The sequence below is a fragment of the Allobosea sp. 05T439 genome (assembly GCF_056396005.1).
In genome coordinates this window covers 168931-184664 of the sequence record NZ_JBFTKP010000003.1, presented here as the reverse complement: position 1 = coordinate 184664, position 15734 = coordinate 168931, and the positions used below count along the sequence as shown (strand labels likewise).

Genomic DNA, 15734 nt, shown 5'->3' with positions numbered 1-15734 from the left:
CCCAAAGTCTGGCTCAGGCGAAGAGCAGTCCGGGGTTCGGCGTGTAGCGGGCGAGCTTGTCCTGGTCGATGCTGACGCCGAGGCCCGGCCGGTCGGGGATCGTCAGCCAGCCCTCGCCGTCGAGCACGAAGGGCTCGGCGAGGATGCCGTCGACATAGGGGCTGCCGCCAATGAACTCGACCAGATCCGCGCTCGGGAACGCGGCGGCCATCTGCAGGTCGGCTGCGAGGCCGAGCGCCGTGTTCCAGCCATGGCCGATATATTTCACGCCGAAATCGTCGGCCATCCAGGCGATGCGGCGCTGCTCCGACAAGCCCCCGACCTTGGTGACGTCGGGCTGGACGATATCGACGGCGCCGCGCGCCAGCCAGGGCAGGAAGGCCTGGCGCCGCGTCAGCACCTCGCAGCCGGCGATCGGCACCGGCGAACATAGCCGCAGCTCGCGATACTCCTCGATCGCGTCGGGCCGCACCGGCTCCTCGAACCAGCCGACATCGAAATCCGCCAGCATTTCCGCGGTGCGCTTGGCCCATTTGAAGCCATGCGGCCAGAGCGCATCGCTCGCGCCGGCATCGACGAAGAGTTTTGCCTTGTCGCCGGCCGCCTCCCGCGCCGCTCGCACGATCGCTTCGTCGAGCCTGGTGTCCAGCGCCCGGCCGAACGGACCCCAGCCGATCTTGAAGGCGGTGAAGCCCTTGTCGCGATAGGTCGCGATCACCTCGCGCATCGCCGCCGGCTCTTCCATCAGCAGCGAGCAATAGGGTTGCACGCGGCGGCGATAGCTGCCGCCGAGCAGCCGCCCGACGCTGAGCCCGGTCGCCTGGCCGAGAATGTCCCAGAGCGCGATGTCGATGCCGCTGATCGTATGGGTGAGCGTACCGCCGCGTCCCATCCAGAACGTGTTCTGGTGCAGCCGTTCGCTGAGATGATCGGGGGAGAGCGCGTCCTCGCCGAGGTACAGCGGCTCGAGCACCTTGAGCCCGGCCTGCACCAGCCGCCCATCCGTGAACGAGCTGCCATAGCCGATCAGCCCCTGGTCGGTATGGACCGCGATCAGGGCATGGATCGAGTCGTCGGGCCGGATCTCCGCCGACCAGCCGCCCTTGGGGCTCTCACCGAAGAGCGGGGCGGCCTCGATCCGGGTGATCTTGAAGGGGGGCAGGCTGGTAGGGCGCTGGGTCGTCATGGCTAGGCTCGTCTGGGAAACAGTCACGCTTCGTCCCTTTCTGCGCGGCGGCGGGCAATGATGGCTTCGTAATCCATGGCCTGGTTCATCACGGTGATGTGCTCGTCCAGCGCGGCGCGGATCGCCGCGATGTCGCCGGCCTCGAACACCACGAGCAGATCCTGGTGCTCCTCGACGACACCGAGCATCGGTTTGCCGAAGGTCGCCAGGCCGAAAATGATGGTGAATTGCCGCGACAGCGTCTCCCAGAGATCGAGCGTCACGCTGTTGCCGCCGAGTTCGCAGAGCGCGCGGTGGAACAGCGTGTCGGCCGCGGCGACGCCATAGGCATCGTGGCGGGCCGCCATCAGCTCCATTTCCGCAACCGCCTTGCGCAGCGGGTCGAGATGGTGGCCGCGATTGCGCCCGGCCGCGGTCGCCCGCCCCATCGCGCTGGCTTCGAGCGCGATGCGGGTTTCGATGAGGTCGGCAACCCTTCCATTCGTCACCGGGCGCAGCCGGATGCCCTTGTAGGGCTCGTTGACGACGACGCCCTGGCTCTCCAGCAGCCGCAGCGCCTCGCGCACCGGCACGCGGCTGACGCCGAGCTTGCGGGCGAGTTCGGCCTCGACGATCCGGTCCCCGGGCAGGATCAGGCCGGCGGCCGCGCCGGCGATGATGGCCTCGATCGCCTGGTCGACCAGGGTCTGCGGCTGCAGCGGCAGCCAGCCCGTGCCGCGCGATACCGGCCTTGGCGCCTCCGCCCTCGCATTGGTTTTTGTCTGCTGCATCTTCGTCTGCTGCACTTGCCTCGCCCTGCGGCGGCCTTACTTGACTAATCGTAGAATCGTATACGATCATACGATCACAAGAGCAAGGAGGGGGTAGGGATGGTCACCGTTGCCGAGAGCCGCATTCGCTGCGAAATCGATCTGGATGCGCCAGGCCGCCAGGCCGGCTACCTGAAGGCGCCGCTCTCGCGAAACACCTCCGGCTGGGGCACGGTCGAGATCCCGATCATCTCCGTGCGCAACGGCACTGGGCCGACCGTGCTGTTTACAGGCGGCGTCCATGGCGACGAGTATGAGGGTCCGATCGCCATCTCCCGGCTCGCGCGCAGCCTGGATGCTGGCGCGATCCAGGGGCGCGTCATCATGATACCGGCGCTGAACATCCCGGCCGTGATGAACGACACGCGGCTGTCGCCGGTCGATAACCGCGACATGAACCGCTGCTTCCCCGGCAATCCGCGCGGGACCTTCTCGGAGATGCTGGCGCATTTCGTCGATGCGGTGCTGCTGCCGCATGTCGATATCTCCGTCGACCTTCACACGGCCGGCCATTCCGGCGATTCAGCTCTGTCGACGAACATGCATTACGTCGCCGATGCCGGGCTCCGGGAGCGCACCATGGCGGCGGCCGCGGCCTTCGGTGCGCCCTATAATGTCGTGTTCTGGGGCGTCGACGAGGGCGCGACGCTGACATCCTCGGTCGAGCGCCGGGGCATCCTCTCGCTCGGCACCGAGCTCGGCGGCTGGGGGCGCGTCAATGTCGAGGGCGTGCGCATCGCCGACCGTGCGCTGCTCAACATTCTCAAGCATTTCAAGCTGATGGAGGGCAGCCCCGATACGCGCCAGCGCGATGGGGCGCAAGGCACCCGCCACATGATGGTCCGCAACGCCGCCGGGTACAGCTTTGCGCCATCGGGCGGGCTGTTCGAGCCGAAGAATGTCGTCGGTGACATCTGCCGGGCCGGCGAGCTCGCCGGGCTGCTGCATTTCGTCGAGGATGTCGACCGGCCACCGATCGAAATTCGCTACCAGCTCGACGGCGTCCTGTGGATGTCGGCCGGTCCGGGCCGCGTCCAGCGTGGCGACGCCGTGGCCGTGGTGATGGAGGATTACGACGAGACCCGCGCTGCCCAGTGACGTCCTGAATAATCAAAAAGGGGAGATCAGGCATGAAAAAGCACAGCATTCTCGGCCACGCGCTTGCAGCAACCATGCTCCTGTCGATGCAGGCCGGAGCCTCCGCCCAGCAGAAGGGCGGGGACGTCGTCATCGGCATCAGCCAGGCGCCGCCTTCGCTCGATGCGCAGATCACCTCGGCGCAGGCCTCGCGCAATGTCACCCTGCATATCTTCGAGACGCTMTATGCCCGCGACGAGAACGCCAAGCCGGTGCCGGAGCTGGCCGAGGGCGTCACCATCTCGCCCGACGGCAAGACCTATGTCTTCCCGATCCGCAAGGGCGTGAAGTTCCATAACGGCAAGGAGCTCGACGCCAATGACGTCGTCGCCTCGCTCGAACGCTACCGCAAGATCGGCGCCTCGCTGGCCCTGGTTTCGGCCATCGACAGCATCAAGGCGACCGGCCCGCATGAAGTCACCATCACGCTGAAGCAGGTGCAGGCGACATTCCTCGACAACCTGTCCTCGCCGCGGGCGCCGCTGGCGATCTATCCGGCGAGCGAAGCCGCGAAAGAGGCCGGCAAGATCGAGATCATCGGCACCGGCCCCTATAAATTCGTGGAGTACAAGCCCGACAGCCATGTGAAGCTCGCGCGCTTCGACGGCTATGTGCCCAATCCCAACGGTACGGGCCGCGATGGTTTTGCCGGCAAGAAGGAAGCCTTCCTCGACACCGTGACCTTCCGCTTCATGCCGGAGGGCGGCGCTCGCACCGCAGCGCTCGAATCCGGTCAGATCCAGTTCAACGAAACCGCGGATGGGCCGACCGCCAAGCGCCTCGGCAGCGATCCGCGCTTCGCGATCCACAAGGTGGTGCCCTTCGGCCTGCAGGTGATCAAGTTCAACCATGCCGAGGCGCCGGGCAACGACAAGAATTTCCGGCTCGCCGTCCAGGCCGCGTTGAACATGGACGACATCATGAGCATCGCCTATTCCGACATCAACCAGATCGACCCGAGCTGGCTCTATCCCGGCGCGCCGTTCTACAGCACGGCCGGCAGCGCCAAGTACAACAAGGCCGATCTGGCTGAGGCCAAGGCGCTCCTGGCAAAATCCTCCTACAAGGGCGGCAAGACCACCTTCATCGTCGACAACCTGCGGGCCAATGTCGACACCGCAACCGTGCTGCAGGAACGGCTGAAGGAGATCGGCATCAATGTCGATATCTCGATCGCCGACTGGCCGACGGTCTCGAAGATCGGCTTCACCCCGCAGGGCTGGACCTTCTGGACCCACGGCTTCGGCATCGAKCCCTTCGAAGGGCCGGCCTCCGTCATGGCGCCCTGGGTCAACGGTCTCTCGCAGCAGGCCAAGGACCCCGTCATCGACGAGCTGGCGGCGTCGCTCGGCAGCGAGATGGACGAGGCGAAGCGCAAGGCGCTGTTCGACCGCTTCCAGACCCATATGTACGACAACGCGGTCGCCATGAAGGCCGGCAATTACGGCGTCTTCCAGATCAGCACTGCCAAGCTGAAGAACTTCAAGCCCTACCGCATCCCGCGCATGTGGGGTGTCTGGCTCGAGCGCTGACGCCAGCCTGCGGGCGCGTCAGACAGCGCGCCCGCAGATCGGCCCGCTATATGCCGGCCCGCCGCTGGCGGGCTGCGCGGCTGCGCCTTCTCGAAGCGGAACAACTGATGGCAAGCTTTATGATCCGGCGGATCGCCAGCGCGATCCTGGTGCTCGCACTGGTCTCGCTGATGTCCTTCGCCCTGATCTGGCTGGTTCCGGGCGATACGGCGGCCGCCTTCCTCGACGCCTCGGCCACGCCCGAGCAGGTCGCGGCGCTGCGCACCGCGCTCGGACTGGACAAGGCGCTGCCGCTGCAGATGGCGGAATGGTATGGGCGCGTCCTCAGCGGCGATCTCGGGCAATCCGTGCTGCTGAACCGCTCCGTCGCCGGCGCCTTGCTGGAGCGGCTGCCCGTGACGCTCTCGCTCGCCAGTTTTGCACTCGCCATCGCGATTGCGCTCGGCGTGCCCGCCGGAGTGGCTGCCGCCGTCTTCCATAATCGCTGGCCGGACCAGCTTTTCATGACGACGGCGCTGCTCGGCCTCTCCGTCCCCGATTTCTGGCTGGGGCTGGTGATGGTTCTGGTCTTCGCCGTCTCGCTCGGCTGGCTGCCGAGCGGCGGTTTTACCGCTTTCGGCACCGACCCGCTCGGCTGGCTCAAGACGGTCATCCTTCCCGCCTTCACGCTCGGGCTCGTGCAGGTCGGCTTCATCGCCCGCATGGCGCGCGCCTCGATGCTGGAAACGCTGAACCAGGATTTCGTCCGCACGGCCAATGCCAAGGGCCTGTCGCGCTTCTACATCGTGGTGCGCCACGGCCTGCCCAACGCCATGATCCCGATCCTGACCGTGATCGGCATCGTCGCCGGCGCGCTGCTCGGCGGCACCGTCATCATCGAGCAGGTCTTCTCGATTCCGGGCATCGGCCGGCTGATCGTCGGCGCCATCGCCTCCCGCGACTTTCCCGTGCTCCAGGGCGGCCTGCTTTTCCTGGCGGTGGTCTATCTCCTGATCAATCTGATCGTCGATCTCCTCTACGCAGTCGTCGACCCGCGGGTGAGGCTGTCCTGACCATGACGATCGCCTTTCATAAACCGGCCCTGAGCCCGCGGCAGGCAAGCCTTCGCCGGCTCGCCCGCAGCCGCTCCTTCCAGATCGGGGCCGCGATCGTGCTCGCCATCGTCCTGGTCGCGCTGCTGGCCGATCTGCTCGCGCCCTTCGATCCGCTGCGCAGCAATGCCCGCATGCGCCTGACGCCGCCCAACGCGACGCACTGGTTCGGCACCGACCATTTCGGCCGCGACATCCTCTCCCGCGTCATGGTCGGGGCCCGGATCTCGCTCAGCATCGGGGCGGCGACGGTCCTTCTCACCGGCCTCTTCGGAACCGTGATCGGCGCGGTCGCAGGGTTCTTCCCGCGCTTCGACAACCCGATCATGCGGCTGATGGATGCGCTGATGGCGTTCCCCTCCATCGTGCTCGCCATGGTGGTCAGCGCGGTGCTCGGCGCCTCGCTGACCAATGTCGTGATCGCCCTGTCGATCGCCACCATGCCTCACACGGCCCGTATCGTCCGCGCTTCGGTGCTGGTCGCGCGCGAACTCGACTATGTCGAGGCCGCCCGCTCGCTCGGCGCGGGCGAATTGTCGATCCTGTTCCGGCATGTGCTGGTCAACGCCATGGGGCCGCTGATCGTCCGGCTGACCTATGTCTTCGCCGTCGCCATCCTGGCCGAAGCCGCGCTCTCCTTTGTCGGCGCCGGACCGCCACCGCCGGCACCCTCCTTCGGCGCGATCATCGCCCAGGGCCGCGATTTCATGCGCGAGGCGCCGTGGATCACGATCTTCCCGGGGCTTGCGATCGTCCTGTCCGTGCTCGGCCTCAACCTGCTCGGCGACGGTCTGCGCGACGCCCTCGATCCGCGTTCGACCATGTAGCCACCGCCATCCCGAAGGCCKGCGCGGAGAGCCGCGCCCGAGCGATAAACCGGAGACCAGACGTGAAACGCATCCTCATCGCCGAATGCAAGCAGGAGATCTCGTCGTTCAATCCGCTGCCGTCGGGCTACGGCAATTTCCACATCAGGCGGGGGGACGCGCTCTATGAGCAGCGCGGCACCAACCAGGAGATMGGTGGCGCGCTGGCCGTGTTCGAGGCGCGCGGTGACATCACCGTGGTGCCGACCATCGGCGCCCGCGCTGGCAGCGCCGGCCTGCTTTCCGCCGAAGGCTGGAAGCGCCTGTCGCAGGAGTTCCTCGACGCCGTCTTCGCGCGTCTCGACGGCATCGACGGCATTTATATCTGCTTGCACGGCGCGATGGCAGCCGAGGGCGAACTCGACCCGGAGGGCTACCTGCTCGAGGCGCTGCGCAAGCGCGTCGGGCCGGACATGCCGATTGTCATCTCGCTCGACCTGCATGGCATCCTGACCGATCGCATGCTGCGGCAGGTCAACGGCTTCGCGATCTACTGGACCTATCCGCATGTCGATTTCGCCGATACCGGGCGCCGCGCCGCCGCGCTGCTGCTGCGCCTGATGGAGGGCGGGCTTCGCCCTGTCGCCGCACGCGTCGTCATGCCGACGCTGGTCCGCGGCGACGAGCTCATCACCAAGACCGGCTGCTATGGCGATCTCCTGCGCGACTGCCGGCGTCTCGAGGAGGAGGGCAGGGCGCTGGCCGCCGGCATCATGATCGGCAATCCCTTCACCGATGTGCCGGAACTGTGCTCGCAGGTCCTGATCCTGACCGACGGTGACGCGGCCACGGCTGAACGCGAGGCGCTTCGCCTCGCCGAGGAATTCTGGCCGCAACGCTTCCGGATGCAGGGCAAGCTGATCGGGCTCGAGCGCGCCATCGCCCAATCCCAGACGATGGCAGGGCCGCTGATCTTCACCGATGCGGCCGACGCCACCTCCTCGGGCGCGTCGGGGGACAGCAACGCCATCATCGCGGCTTTGTACGCGGCCGGCTACGGCGGCAGGGTCCTGGCGCCATTGGTCGATGCCGGGGCGGCCGCAGCCGCGCACAAGGCCGGCGTCGGCGCGACGATCAGCGTTGCGCTGGGTGGCGCCATCGACCCCGCCCGCTTCACGCCGATGCAGGTCGAGGCCAAGGTCAAGCTGCTCTCGGATGGCGAAGCGCTGCTGGAAACGATGAAGGCGCCGCTTGCGGCAGGCCCGACGGCGGTGCTGACCTTGGGCCCGTTCACGATCGTGGTCATGAGCCATTCGGTTAGCCTGTTCGACCGGGCGATGTATTACGCCAACGGCCTGAACCCGCAGGATTTCGACCTCGTCGTGGTCAAGTCGCCCCATACCGAGCACCACATGTTCGAGCAATGGTGCGAGCATAATTTCAACATCGATGCGCCCGGTGCGACCTCGGCCAATCTGAAAAGCCTCGGGCACAGCATCTGCGCCCGGCCGATGTATCCGCTCGAGGCCGATGCGGCCTTCGCGCCGAACCCCGTCATCTACACGCTGTGAAGGACAAGCCCGTGCCGACGATCGATGCAGTCGATTTCTTCTACCTGTCCATGCCCGTGGTGACGGACGAGGCCGATGGCAGCCAGGATGCCCTGCTGGTGCGGGTAGCCGCCGGCGGCCAGATCGGCTGGGGCGAGTGCGAGGCAGCCCCGTTGCCCTCGATCGCAGCCTTCATCTGCCCGATGTCGCATGGGGTCTGCCGCCCCGTCGCCGATTCCGTTCTCGGCAAGCCGCTCGAAAGCCCGGCCGATATCGCGCAGATCTCGGCTKACGTCGCCTATAACTCGATGGACCTGCTGCAGGCGCCGCACACCTTGTCGGGCGTCGAAATGGCGTTGTGGGATGTGCTCGGCAAGCTGCGCGGAGAGCCCGTTTGGCGCCTGCTCGGCTATGAGCGCAGCCACCCCAAGACGCCCTATGCCTCGGTGCTGTTCGGCGACACGCCGCAGGAGACGCTGGCGCGCGCCCGCGATGCGAGAGCGCGCAACTTCCGGGCCGCCAAGTTCGGCTGGGGGCCGATCGGGCGGGGCAGCGTCGCCGCGGATGCCGAGCATTTCGTCGCCGCGCGCGAAGGGCTTGGCGCAGACGGCATCCTGCTGGTCGATACCGGCCAGATCTTCATCGAGGATGTCGAGCGCGCCGCCGCAAGACTGCCCGCGCTGGAGAAGGCAGGCGCGCTCTGGTTCGAGGAGCCGTTCCAGGCGAGCGCCGTCGACGCCTATGCGGCCCTGGCCAAGCGCAGTTCGACCGTGCGCCTGGCGGGCGGGGAGGGTGCCCATAACGTCCATATGGCGAAGCAGCTGATCGATCATGGCGGCGTCGGCTATATCCAGATCGATTGCGGCCGGATCGGCGGCGTCGGCCCGTCCAAGGAGGTGGCCGACTACGCCGTTGCCAGGGGCGTGACCTTCGTCAATCACAGCTTCACCTCGCATCTGGCGCTCTCGGCCTCGATCCAGCCCTATGCCGGCCTGAAGGACCACGTCATCTGCGAGTATCCGGCCATGCCAAAGCCCGTCGCGCTCGCCTTCACCCGCAACCACCTGGAAAGGGACGGGAATGGCGACATCAGCGTCCCGGACGCGGTCGGGCTGGGGCTGGAGATCGACGAGGAGGGCATCCGCCAGTATCTCCAGGATGTCGAGATCAAGGTGAACGGCAAAGTGCTCTACGCGACGCCGCAGATCTGAGGCGGGGCCTGACGGGGCTAGAGTCCTGTCAACTTCAATGCGGCTGCGGGCAAACGCTCCCCGGTCAAGGTCATCGTCGACAGGGCCTGATCGATCTCGTGGAGATCGGCCGCGGTCAACTGCACCGCGGTCGCTGCGATGTTCTCCTCGAGGCGATGAGGTTTCGTCGTGCCGGGGATGGGAACGATCCACGGTTTCTGCGCCAGGAGCCAGGCCAGCGCGATTTGCGCGGGCGTCGCGCCCTTGTCCTCGGCGACGTCCTCAATGAGCGTGACCAAGGCTGCATTGGCCTTGCGGGCTTCCACCGAGAAGCGTGGCACTGCATTGCGGAAATCCGTCGGTTCGAAGGTCGTGTTGCCGTCGATCTTGCCGGTCAGGAAACCGGCGCCGAGCGGGCTGAACGGCACGAAACCGATGCCGAGCTCTTCGAGCACAGGCAAGATCTCCGCTTCCGCGTCGCGATAGAACAGCGAGTATTCGCTCTGGACGGCAGCGACGGGATGAACCGCATGCGCCCTGCGGATCGTCGCCGCGCCGGCTTCGGACAGCCCGAAATGGCGGACCTTGCCTTCCGCGACCAGGGCCCGGACTGCGCCGGCCACCTCCTCGATGGGAACCTCGGGATCGACACGGTGCTGGTAGAATATATCGATGACATCGGTGCGAAGTCGCTTCAGGGACGCCTCGGCGACGCGCCTGATATGCTCGGGCCGGCTGTTCAGCCCTGGGCGCCGTTCTCCGGAATTCTGGTCGATGTCGAACCCGAACTTGGTCGCAATGACGACGTGCTCGCGGATCGGCGCGAGCGCCTGACCCAGGAGCTCCTCATTGACGAACGGCCCATAGGACTCGGCGGTGTCGAACAAGGTCACCCCTCGGTCGAAGGCCCGGCGGATCAGCTCGACGCCGGCTTTCCCCTCGACGGCTTGGCCATAACCATAACTCAGGCCCATGCAGCCGAGACCGAGCGCCGACACGCTCAGGCCGCTCTTGCCGAGTGTCCGTTTCTGCATGGTCCACCTCACACTCTGCTCACGATGTTGATGGCGCGTATGTAGCGAGCGTGGCCCGCGGTGATTAGGAGTTATAATCCGCAAGAGCTCATAAGGTCCCCTAATCAATGGCGCAGCCGAACTTCAACGATCTCGCTGCCTTCGCCATGGTGGCGCGGGAGCGCAGCTTCACCAAGGCCGGGGCCAAGCTGGGCGTCTCGCAATCGGCCCTGAGCCAGACGATCAAGGCACTCGAGGAACGACTGAAGCTGCGCCTGCTGACCCGTACGACGCGCAGCGTCGCGCCCACGGAAGCGGGCAAGAGACTTCTGGAGACGGTCGGTCCGCGCTTCGAGGAGATCGAGGCGGAGATCGCGGCGCTCGGCGAGTTGCGAGGTAAACCCGCGGGAACGGTACGCATCACGGCCGGAGAGCACGCGGCGGTCGCCATGTTGCAGCCGGCCCTGCGCAAATTCCTGCCGGATCATCCCGACATCACGGTCGAGATCATCGTCGATTATGGCCTCGTCGATATCGTCGCGGCTGGCTACGACGCCGGCGTGCGCCTTGGCGAGCAACTGGCGAAGGACATGATCGCGGTTCGCATCGGCCCGGAGATGCGCATGGCCGTGATTGGCTCGCCGGACTATTTCGCCCGCTACGGCATTCCCGAGACTCCTCAGGACCTGACCGCTCATAACTGCATCGCGTCGCGCCTGCCGACCTATGGCGGCCTCTTTGCCTGGGGGCTGGAAAAGGACGGCCGCGAGATCAAGGTCCGCGGCGAGGGGCAGCTTGTGTTCAACAGCCTCGCCATGCGGCTGAACTCCGCCTTGGACGGGTTGGGGCTCGCCTATCTGCCAGAGGATCAGGCCATCCCGCATATCCGGGACGGGCGCCTTGTGCGCGTGCTGGAGGATTGGTGCCCGCCATTCCCTGGCTATCACCTGTACTATCCGAGCCGCCGGCATGTCTCGCCGGCCCTGGCCGTCCTGATCGACGTCCTGCGCTACCGGGAATGATCTCGCCGGTGAAGCCGATGGCGGTCGCGCTACGTCATGCCTGGCTGGCCTGACCGGGCTCCGCGCCTGGCAATTCCCGTTGGCGATTGCTGCCGATGGGCCAGCCGGGCTGGACGAGCTTCAGGCCGTAATAGGTTGCGACCATGAACAGCCCGGCGGCAGCCGCGCAATGGATGAAGAAGCCCGCCACCGCTTCCTCGAAATTCCACCAATCCAGTGTCGTCTGCATGGAAAGCCTGGTTCCGAGCCCGAGGACGATGCAACTCCAGGCGCCGTGGACGGCGATCGTCACTGCTGCTGCCCGCAGCAGGAGCGTTCGCAGCCTGCTGGGCGTTCTGATGCCGAACAGGTTGCGGGCCACGCCCATCAGCATCGGCCAGCGCAGCCCGAGATGGATCGCGACGATCACCAGGACCCAGTAGGCGGCAAGGGTGTGGATCTGCCGAATGGTGAAGCCGCCCCAGGCCGGCAGATAGGCGGCAAGGGCATGCGAGATCAGCACGCTGGTCGCGACCAGCGCCAGCATGGCGATCAGGAGCGCGACGGTGACGCTGATGTTGAACAGGCTGCGCGGCCCGTGCCGGGTCCGTGCGACGGCGCCATACCAGCGCCGGTTGAAGACGTTATGGGCGATCAGGAGCAGGAACAGCGCCGTTCCCGCGATCTCATGGATGGGGTTGCCAAGCCACCAATAGGCAAACCCGAGCAGCAGCAGGCCGGCCGCCAGAGCGTCGAGCCATAGCCGGGATATGAAGAGAGAACTCACCTTCGTGCTCCCCTGGACCTATTCGACCGGCTTGCCGTCGAAACGGGGGATGCGATAGCCGGTGAAGAGGAATTCGCTGCCCGACTGGCTCTGGTGGCAGGACTGGCAGCGGGCGGTGTTCTCGCTCGTGTTGATMGTCCGATCCGGCCAGAACCACTGGAACTGCCAGTCGCCGGTGCGGCGGTCGTCGTCGTAATCCGCGCCCCAGTTCTGGCCCTTCTCCATCACGAAGTAGCGGAACAGCTTGCCGTCGCGATGGTCGACCAGCACGAAATGGGTTCCGGCCGGCACTGGCTGGCGGTTCTTCACGGCCTCGATCGCCGCGGGCGTCGTCATGATATGTTCGGTGACGTTGCCGCGCCGGACGGTGGTGTAGTGGACCAGCGTGTCGAGTTCGGGAAACGTCACCCTCGTGGCCTCCGCATGGACCCGCCAGCCCACCGTGAGGACGGCGGCCATGGACAGGCTTGCCAGGGCGATCTGAAGCGTAGGCACCTTCATGAATGGGTTGTCCTTGGATTGCTCATTGGAGACATGATTGCTTCTGGCCGCGGCCGTGCCGTCGAGGGCCGGGGAGGTCGCGGAATGGCCACGCCCTGCGTTGCAGAGGGGCTGCGCCGACCGTTCGCTCCATCGGGACCAGGTGGTGCAAGCTCTGGAACGACCATCCCGGGCCTCATTTCGGCTTGAACACGTCGCGCGCAACCGCGACCGCCGAAACGGCGTTCGGCCAGCCCGTGTAGAAGGCGAGCTGCGTGATCGCCTCGACGAGCTCTTCCTCCTTCACGCCGTTCTGCCGCGCCAGGGCGAGATGGGACCGCAACTGATCAGGGCGGTTCATGGCAATGAGAGCGCTGACGGTGACCAGGCTGCGGTCGCGCCTGGAGAGGCCTGGCCGCTCCCAGATGTCGCCGAACAGGACAGTGTCGGTGAGCTCGGCCAGCTTTGGCGCGATATCGCCCATCAGCTGCTGCGCCCGGGAAGGCGGCTTTGGCGTCGCCGGCTGGGCCGGGGCTGGCGCCTGGGGTTGGGCGTAGGAGGTCGTTGCGTGGCCAGCAGCGAACAGGCATGTGGCGGCGAGCAGGGCACGCGCGAGGGGGCTCATGGTGGGGCTTTCCTTGTCCGAATGAGTGGCCGCGACAGGCATGCGCCGTCGTCGTGCCGGCGAGAGTGCTGGGAGTGATCAGTCCAGCTGCTTGTCCGCCAGGAAGCGCGAGACCTGGTCCGCAATCTCGATGTTGTTCAGGTCCGAGAACGGGAAATGCGTGTTGCCCCGTATGCCGATCTCCGGCAGGTGGACCAAAGTGACTTGGCCGCCACGCTTGTTGACGGTGTCGCGCCAGATCCGAGCCATCTCCAGCCGGCCACGCCAGGCGTCCTGGGTCGGAACATCGGACGCCTTCGACGGGATATTGTCGCCGTAGAAGATGATGATCGGCAGCTTGGTCAGTGCCATGAAGTCCGACATCGGCACCGGCGTGCCTTCAAGCGTGTCGAACGCGGTCGGCACAGGCTTCGGCAGCTCGCCCTGCGGGAAGACGAAGCCGCTGCCGGGCTCGAAGGCGACGATCGCCTTGACGTTTTTGCTCTTGATCGCGGTCAGCCAGCCTGGCCCGCCGCTCTGCGAATGCGTCATCAGGATGCCGGGACCGATCCTGGCGAACAGCGCCGACACGCCATCGGAAATCAGGTTTGCATCGAACGGGCCGGTGTTCGGGGTCATGGCACGGAAATACTGGTTCAGCGTCTCCGGCTTGCGGTCGAACTGGACGCCGTCGAAATAGGTCGGCCAGATGCCGACGCGGAACTGGCCGAACCAGAACTGCTCGTCGGGAGTCGGCTTGATAGTCGCCTCGACCGTGCTGCGGCCGGCATTGCCGCGCCGCGGCTGGTCGATGAGATAGGTCGCGAAACGGCGGCGCAGGAAAATGTTCTGGAAGCCTTCGCGCCCGTCTGGTGTCGTCTCCCAGGTCTTCGAGAATTGCCCGGCCCCGTGCCACATCACGATGGGGAGTTTCCGCGGGGCGACCGGCAGCTGGTAGAAGGCGTAGAGATGATCGCCATGGAAGGTCTGCCCGGCCGGCTGCAGGGGTTTCATCGCATCGAATGTGCCCGGGGCGCTGGCGATCACGCCGCCGACCGCGAAACTGCCCTGGTCCTGAATGACCAAAGGCTCTGGCTTCCCGGCAGATTGTGAAAGCGCAGGCGTCAGACTGAGCAGACCGGTMGCGATCAGGATGGATGGAAGCAGGAATAGCGTCTTGATCGTCGGCATGCGCCCCTCGGTTGCTGCGTCAGCTTCGCGGGGAACCTAACGATCTGGCCGATATTCGATTAGGCTCAATGATTCACTAGGACAGATAAGCGGTGCTAATGAATGCCGGCGGTGCCGCGATCGCCGACCACCGCACGGAAACGCGGCTGTCCCGGGGCGGCCGCCCCTCGCTCACTCCAGCGTTACGGAGGCGGGCAGGACGTAGCGGCGCTGCAGGATTGTCTCGCCTCTCGAGCGGGAGCTTCGCTGAACGGTGTCCAGTGGGCGAAAGCCGAGTTTGAGAAGCACCTGCCCCGAAGCTGCGTTGTCGACGGCATGTCCGGAGAGAAGCTGCGACAGGCCGACTGTTCGAAACGCGAAGTTCAGGACCGCTCGTGCCGCTTCCGATGCATAGCCGCAGCCCCAGCTGGCCTGCTCGAACCAATAGCCGAGTTCCCCCTCGCCTTGAGAGATCTCATCGACGTCGATGACCCCGATGGCTCTGCCCTGGAGCTCGACCGCAAAACGATAGGCTTCTCCCGCTGCCCATTCGCGCGGATGGTCGGCGAACCATTGCGCGATGTCTGCTCGATCGGGCGGAAACGACGCCATTCGCAGCATGCGCGTCACCTCCCAGTCCGACTGTATTTCAAAGGCGCGATCAGCATCCGCGAGGCTCGTTGGGCGCAGAACCAGGCGATCCGTTGTCAAATGTTGCGGAGGGATGCGAGCCATAGTCTACCGCCAGCTGATCATCATGAGTGCCACCAAGGCCATGACGATAAGCCCGTCGTGATTGCCCGCAATGGGCGACATCGGGCCCCGCCGCACCGTCCTGCCTAGGTCCGTATTCGGCCAAGAGGCCGACGTCCGGCACTGGCGCGACCCGGCGGGATGCGGCCGGACGCGCGATCGACCAGCCCCTCGGCTCCCTCGTGGGCTGTGACTTTTCCCTCGAATGCGCCCCCCCTTGGGCCTGGAACCCCTTGGTTTCAGGCGTATTCCGGGCGGCGCGGTGTGAAGACGTCAAGATTGAGCACGGGCTCGTCGCCGACGACCTCGCCCCAATGCTCGACATTGKACGGGATCACGACGAGCCCGCCGGGGCCGACGAGATGCTCTTCGCCGCCGATGAAGAAGCGCAGCGTCCCACTCACGATATAGGCGATCTGCTCATGGGGATGGCTGTGCGGCCTGGGCTCATGGCCAGGCATCAGCCGGTGCAACGCCACTGTCGCGGCACTACCGGAGAAGGCCTTGCGGTCCACGCCTGGACGCACTGGCGTCCACGGAATCTGGCTCCAGTCGATCTTGTGAATGTCCATGGTGGATCTCCCGATTGAACAAGAGCGACCGTCCGGGCGGTCGGGTGCGTCGC

Annotated in this window: 16 protein-coding genes; 7 read left to right on the top strand and 9 right to left on the bottom strand. The window is 66.0% G+C overall.

Going from position 1 to position 15734, the window contains the following annotated elements; all coding sequences use genetic code 11:
* Nucleotides 1-13: 13 nt before the first annotated feature.
* The gene (locus tag AC1DIO_RS04825) at nt 14-1186 is read right to left on the bottom strand and encodes a mandelate racemase/muconate lactonizing enzyme family protein (protein ID WP_441504680.1); all 1173 of its coding nucleotides are present in this window, start codon (nt 1184-1186) and stop codon (nt 14-16) included.
* 23 nt (nt 1187-1209) lie between these two features.
* On the bottom strand, nt 1210-1956 hold the full coding sequence (locus AC1DIO_RS04820) for a GntR family transcriptional regulator (RefSeq protein WP_441504679.1): 747 nt from the start codon (nt 1954-1956) through the stop codon (nt 1210-1212).
* Nucleotides 1957-2055: 99 nt separating this feature from the next.
* On the opposite strand from AC1DIO_RS04820, the gene AC1DIO_RS04815 reads away from it, so the two are divergent.
* The 6 genes from AC1DIO_RS04815 to AC1DIO_RS04790 all read left to right on the top strand — a co-directional run bounded on the left by AC1DIO_RS04815 (nt 2056) and on the right by AC1DIO_RS04790 (nt 9322).
* Nucleotides 2056-3093 carry a succinylglutamate desuccinylase/aspartoacylase family protein gene (locus AC1DIO_RS04815; protein ID WP_441504678.1) on the top strand — a complete coding sequence of 346 codons (1038 nt, stop codon included), beginning with the start codon at nt 2056-2058 and terminating at the stop codon, nt 3091-3093.
* Between the two features lie 32 nt (nt 3094-3125).
* Complete coding sequence (locus tag AC1DIO_RS04810; RefSeq protein WP_476853176.1) at nt 3126-4664, top strand: ABC transporter substrate-binding protein; 1539 nt, start codon at nt 3126-3128, stop codon at nt 4662-4664.
* A gap of 107 nt (nt 4665-4771) precedes the next feature.
* Nucleotides 4772-5716, top strand: coding sequence for an ABC transporter permease (locus tag AC1DIO_RS04805; RefSeq protein ID WP_441488591.1), 945 nt, complete (start codon nt 4772-4774; stop codon nt 5714-5716).
* Between the two features lie 2 nt (nt 5717-5718).
* Nucleotides 5719-6582, top strand: a complete 864-nt coding sequence (locus AC1DIO_RS04800; protein ID WP_441488590.1) for an ABC transporter permease — start codon at nt 5719-5721, stop codon at nt 6580-6582.
* A gap of 62 nt (nt 6583-6644) precedes the next feature.
* A complete protein-coding gene (locus AC1DIO_RS04795; protein ID WP_441504676.1) occupies nt 6645-8132 on the top strand; it encodes a M81 family metallopeptidase in 1488 nt (495 codons plus the stop codon).
* An 11-nt stretch (nt 8133-8143) separates the two neighbouring features.
* Nucleotides 8144-9322, top strand: coding sequence for a mandelate racemase/muconate lactonizing enzyme family protein (locus AC1DIO_RS04790; RefSeq protein WP_476853175.1), 1179 nt, complete (start codon nt 8144-8146; stop codon nt 9320-9322).
* Between the two features lie 17 nt (nt 9323-9339).
* Here the strand turns inward: AC1DIO_RS04790 and AC1DIO_RS04785 are convergent, their stop codons facing one another.
* Nucleotides 9340-10335, bottom strand: coding sequence for an aldo/keto reductase (locus tag AC1DIO_RS04785; protein ID WP_441504674.1), 996 nt, complete (start codon nt 10333-10335; stop codon nt 9340-9342).
* 107 nt (nt 10336-10442) lie between these two features.
* Here AC1DIO_RS04785 and AC1DIO_RS04780 point away from each other — a divergent pair, with 107 nt between their 5' ends.
* A complete protein-coding gene (locus AC1DIO_RS04780) occupies nt 10443-11336 on the top strand; it encodes a LysR family transcriptional regulator (RefSeq protein WP_441488586.1) in 894 nt (297 codons plus the stop codon).
* 34 nt (nt 11337-11370) lie between these two features.
* Here AC1DIO_RS04780 and AC1DIO_RS04775 read toward each other — a convergent pair whose 3' ends face one another.
* The 6 genes from AC1DIO_RS04775 to AC1DIO_RS04750 all read right to left on the bottom strand — a co-directional run bounded on the left by AC1DIO_RS04775 (nt 11371) and on the right by AC1DIO_RS04750 (nt 15681).
* Nucleotides 11371-12102 (bottom strand): DUF4405 domain-containing protein, encoded by a 732-nt coding sequence (locus AC1DIO_RS04775; RefSeq protein ID WP_441488585.1) that lies wholly within the window; start codon nt 12100-12102, stop codon nt 11371-11373.
* Between the two features lie 18 nt (nt 12103-12120).
* Nucleotides 12121-12603, bottom strand: a complete 483-nt coding sequence (locus AC1DIO_RS04770; RefSeq protein WP_441504673.1) for a cytochrome P460 family protein — start codon at nt 12601-12603, stop codon at nt 12121-12123.
* 175 nt (nt 12604-12778) lie between these two features.
* On the bottom strand, nt 12779-13207 hold the full coding sequence (locus AC1DIO_RS04765) for a carboxymuconolactone decarboxylase family protein (RefSeq protein ID WP_441488583.1): 429 nt from the start codon (nt 13205-13207) through the stop codon (nt 12779-12781).
* A 78-nt stretch (nt 13208-13285) separates the two neighbouring features.
* Nucleotides 13286-14377 (bottom strand): alpha/beta hydrolase, encoded by a 1092-nt coding sequence (locus AC1DIO_RS04760; RefSeq protein ID WP_441504672.1) that lies wholly within the window; start codon nt 14375-14377, stop codon nt 13286-13288.
* Between the two features lie 171 nt (nt 14378-14548).
* On the bottom strand, nt 14549-15091 hold the full coding sequence (locus tag AC1DIO_RS04755; protein ID WP_441488581.1) for a GNAT family N-acetyltransferase: 543 nt from the start codon (nt 15089-15091) through the stop codon (nt 14549-14551).
* A 257-nt stretch (nt 15092-15348) separates the two neighbouring features.
* Nucleotides 15349-15681, bottom strand: coding sequence for a cupin domain-containing protein (locus AC1DIO_RS04750; RefSeq protein WP_476853174.1), 333 nt, complete (start codon nt 15679-15681; stop codon nt 15349-15351).
* Between the last annotated feature and the right edge of the window lie 53 nt (nt 15682-15734).

Excerpts from the sequence above, each read along its gene's own strand:
- AC1DIO_RS04780 (WP_441488586.1), top strand. The coding sequence starts at position 10,443 with ATGGCGCAGCCGAACTTCAACGATCTCGCTGCCTTCGCCATGGTGGCG.
- AC1DIO_RS04825 (WP_441504680.1), bottom strand. The coding sequence starts at position 1,186 with ATGACGACCCAGCGCCCTACCAGCCTGCCCCCCTTCAAGATCACCCGG.
- AC1DIO_RS04800 (WP_441488590.1), top strand. The coding sequence starts at position 5,719 with ATGACGATCGCCTTTCATAAACCGGCCCTGAGCCCGCGGCAGGCAAGC.
- AC1DIO_RS04755 (WP_441488581.1), bottom strand. The coding sequence starts at position 15,091 with ATGGCTCGCATCCCTCCGCAACATTTGACAACGGATCGCCTGGTTCTG.
- AC1DIO_RS04785 (WP_441504674.1), bottom strand. The coding sequence starts at position 10,335 with ATGCAGAAACGGACACTCGGCAAGAGCGGCCTGAGCGTGTCGGCGCTC.
- AC1DIO_RS04765 (WP_441488583.1), bottom strand. The coding sequence starts at position 13,207 with ATGAGCCCCCTCGCGCGTGCCCTGCTCGCCGCCACATGCCTGTTCGCT.
- AC1DIO_RS04820 (WP_441504679.1), bottom strand. The coding sequence starts at position 1,956 with ATGCAGCAGACAAAAACCAATGCGAGGGCGGAGGCGCCAAGGCCGGTA.
- AC1DIO_RS04805 (WP_441488591.1), top strand. The coding sequence starts at position 4,772 with ATGGCAAGCTTTATGATCCGGCGGATCGCCAGCGCGATCCTGGTGCTC.
- AC1DIO_RS04815 (WP_441504678.1), top strand. The coding sequence starts at position 2,056 with ATGGTCACCGTTGCCGAGAGCCGCATTCGCTGCGAAATCGATCTGGAT.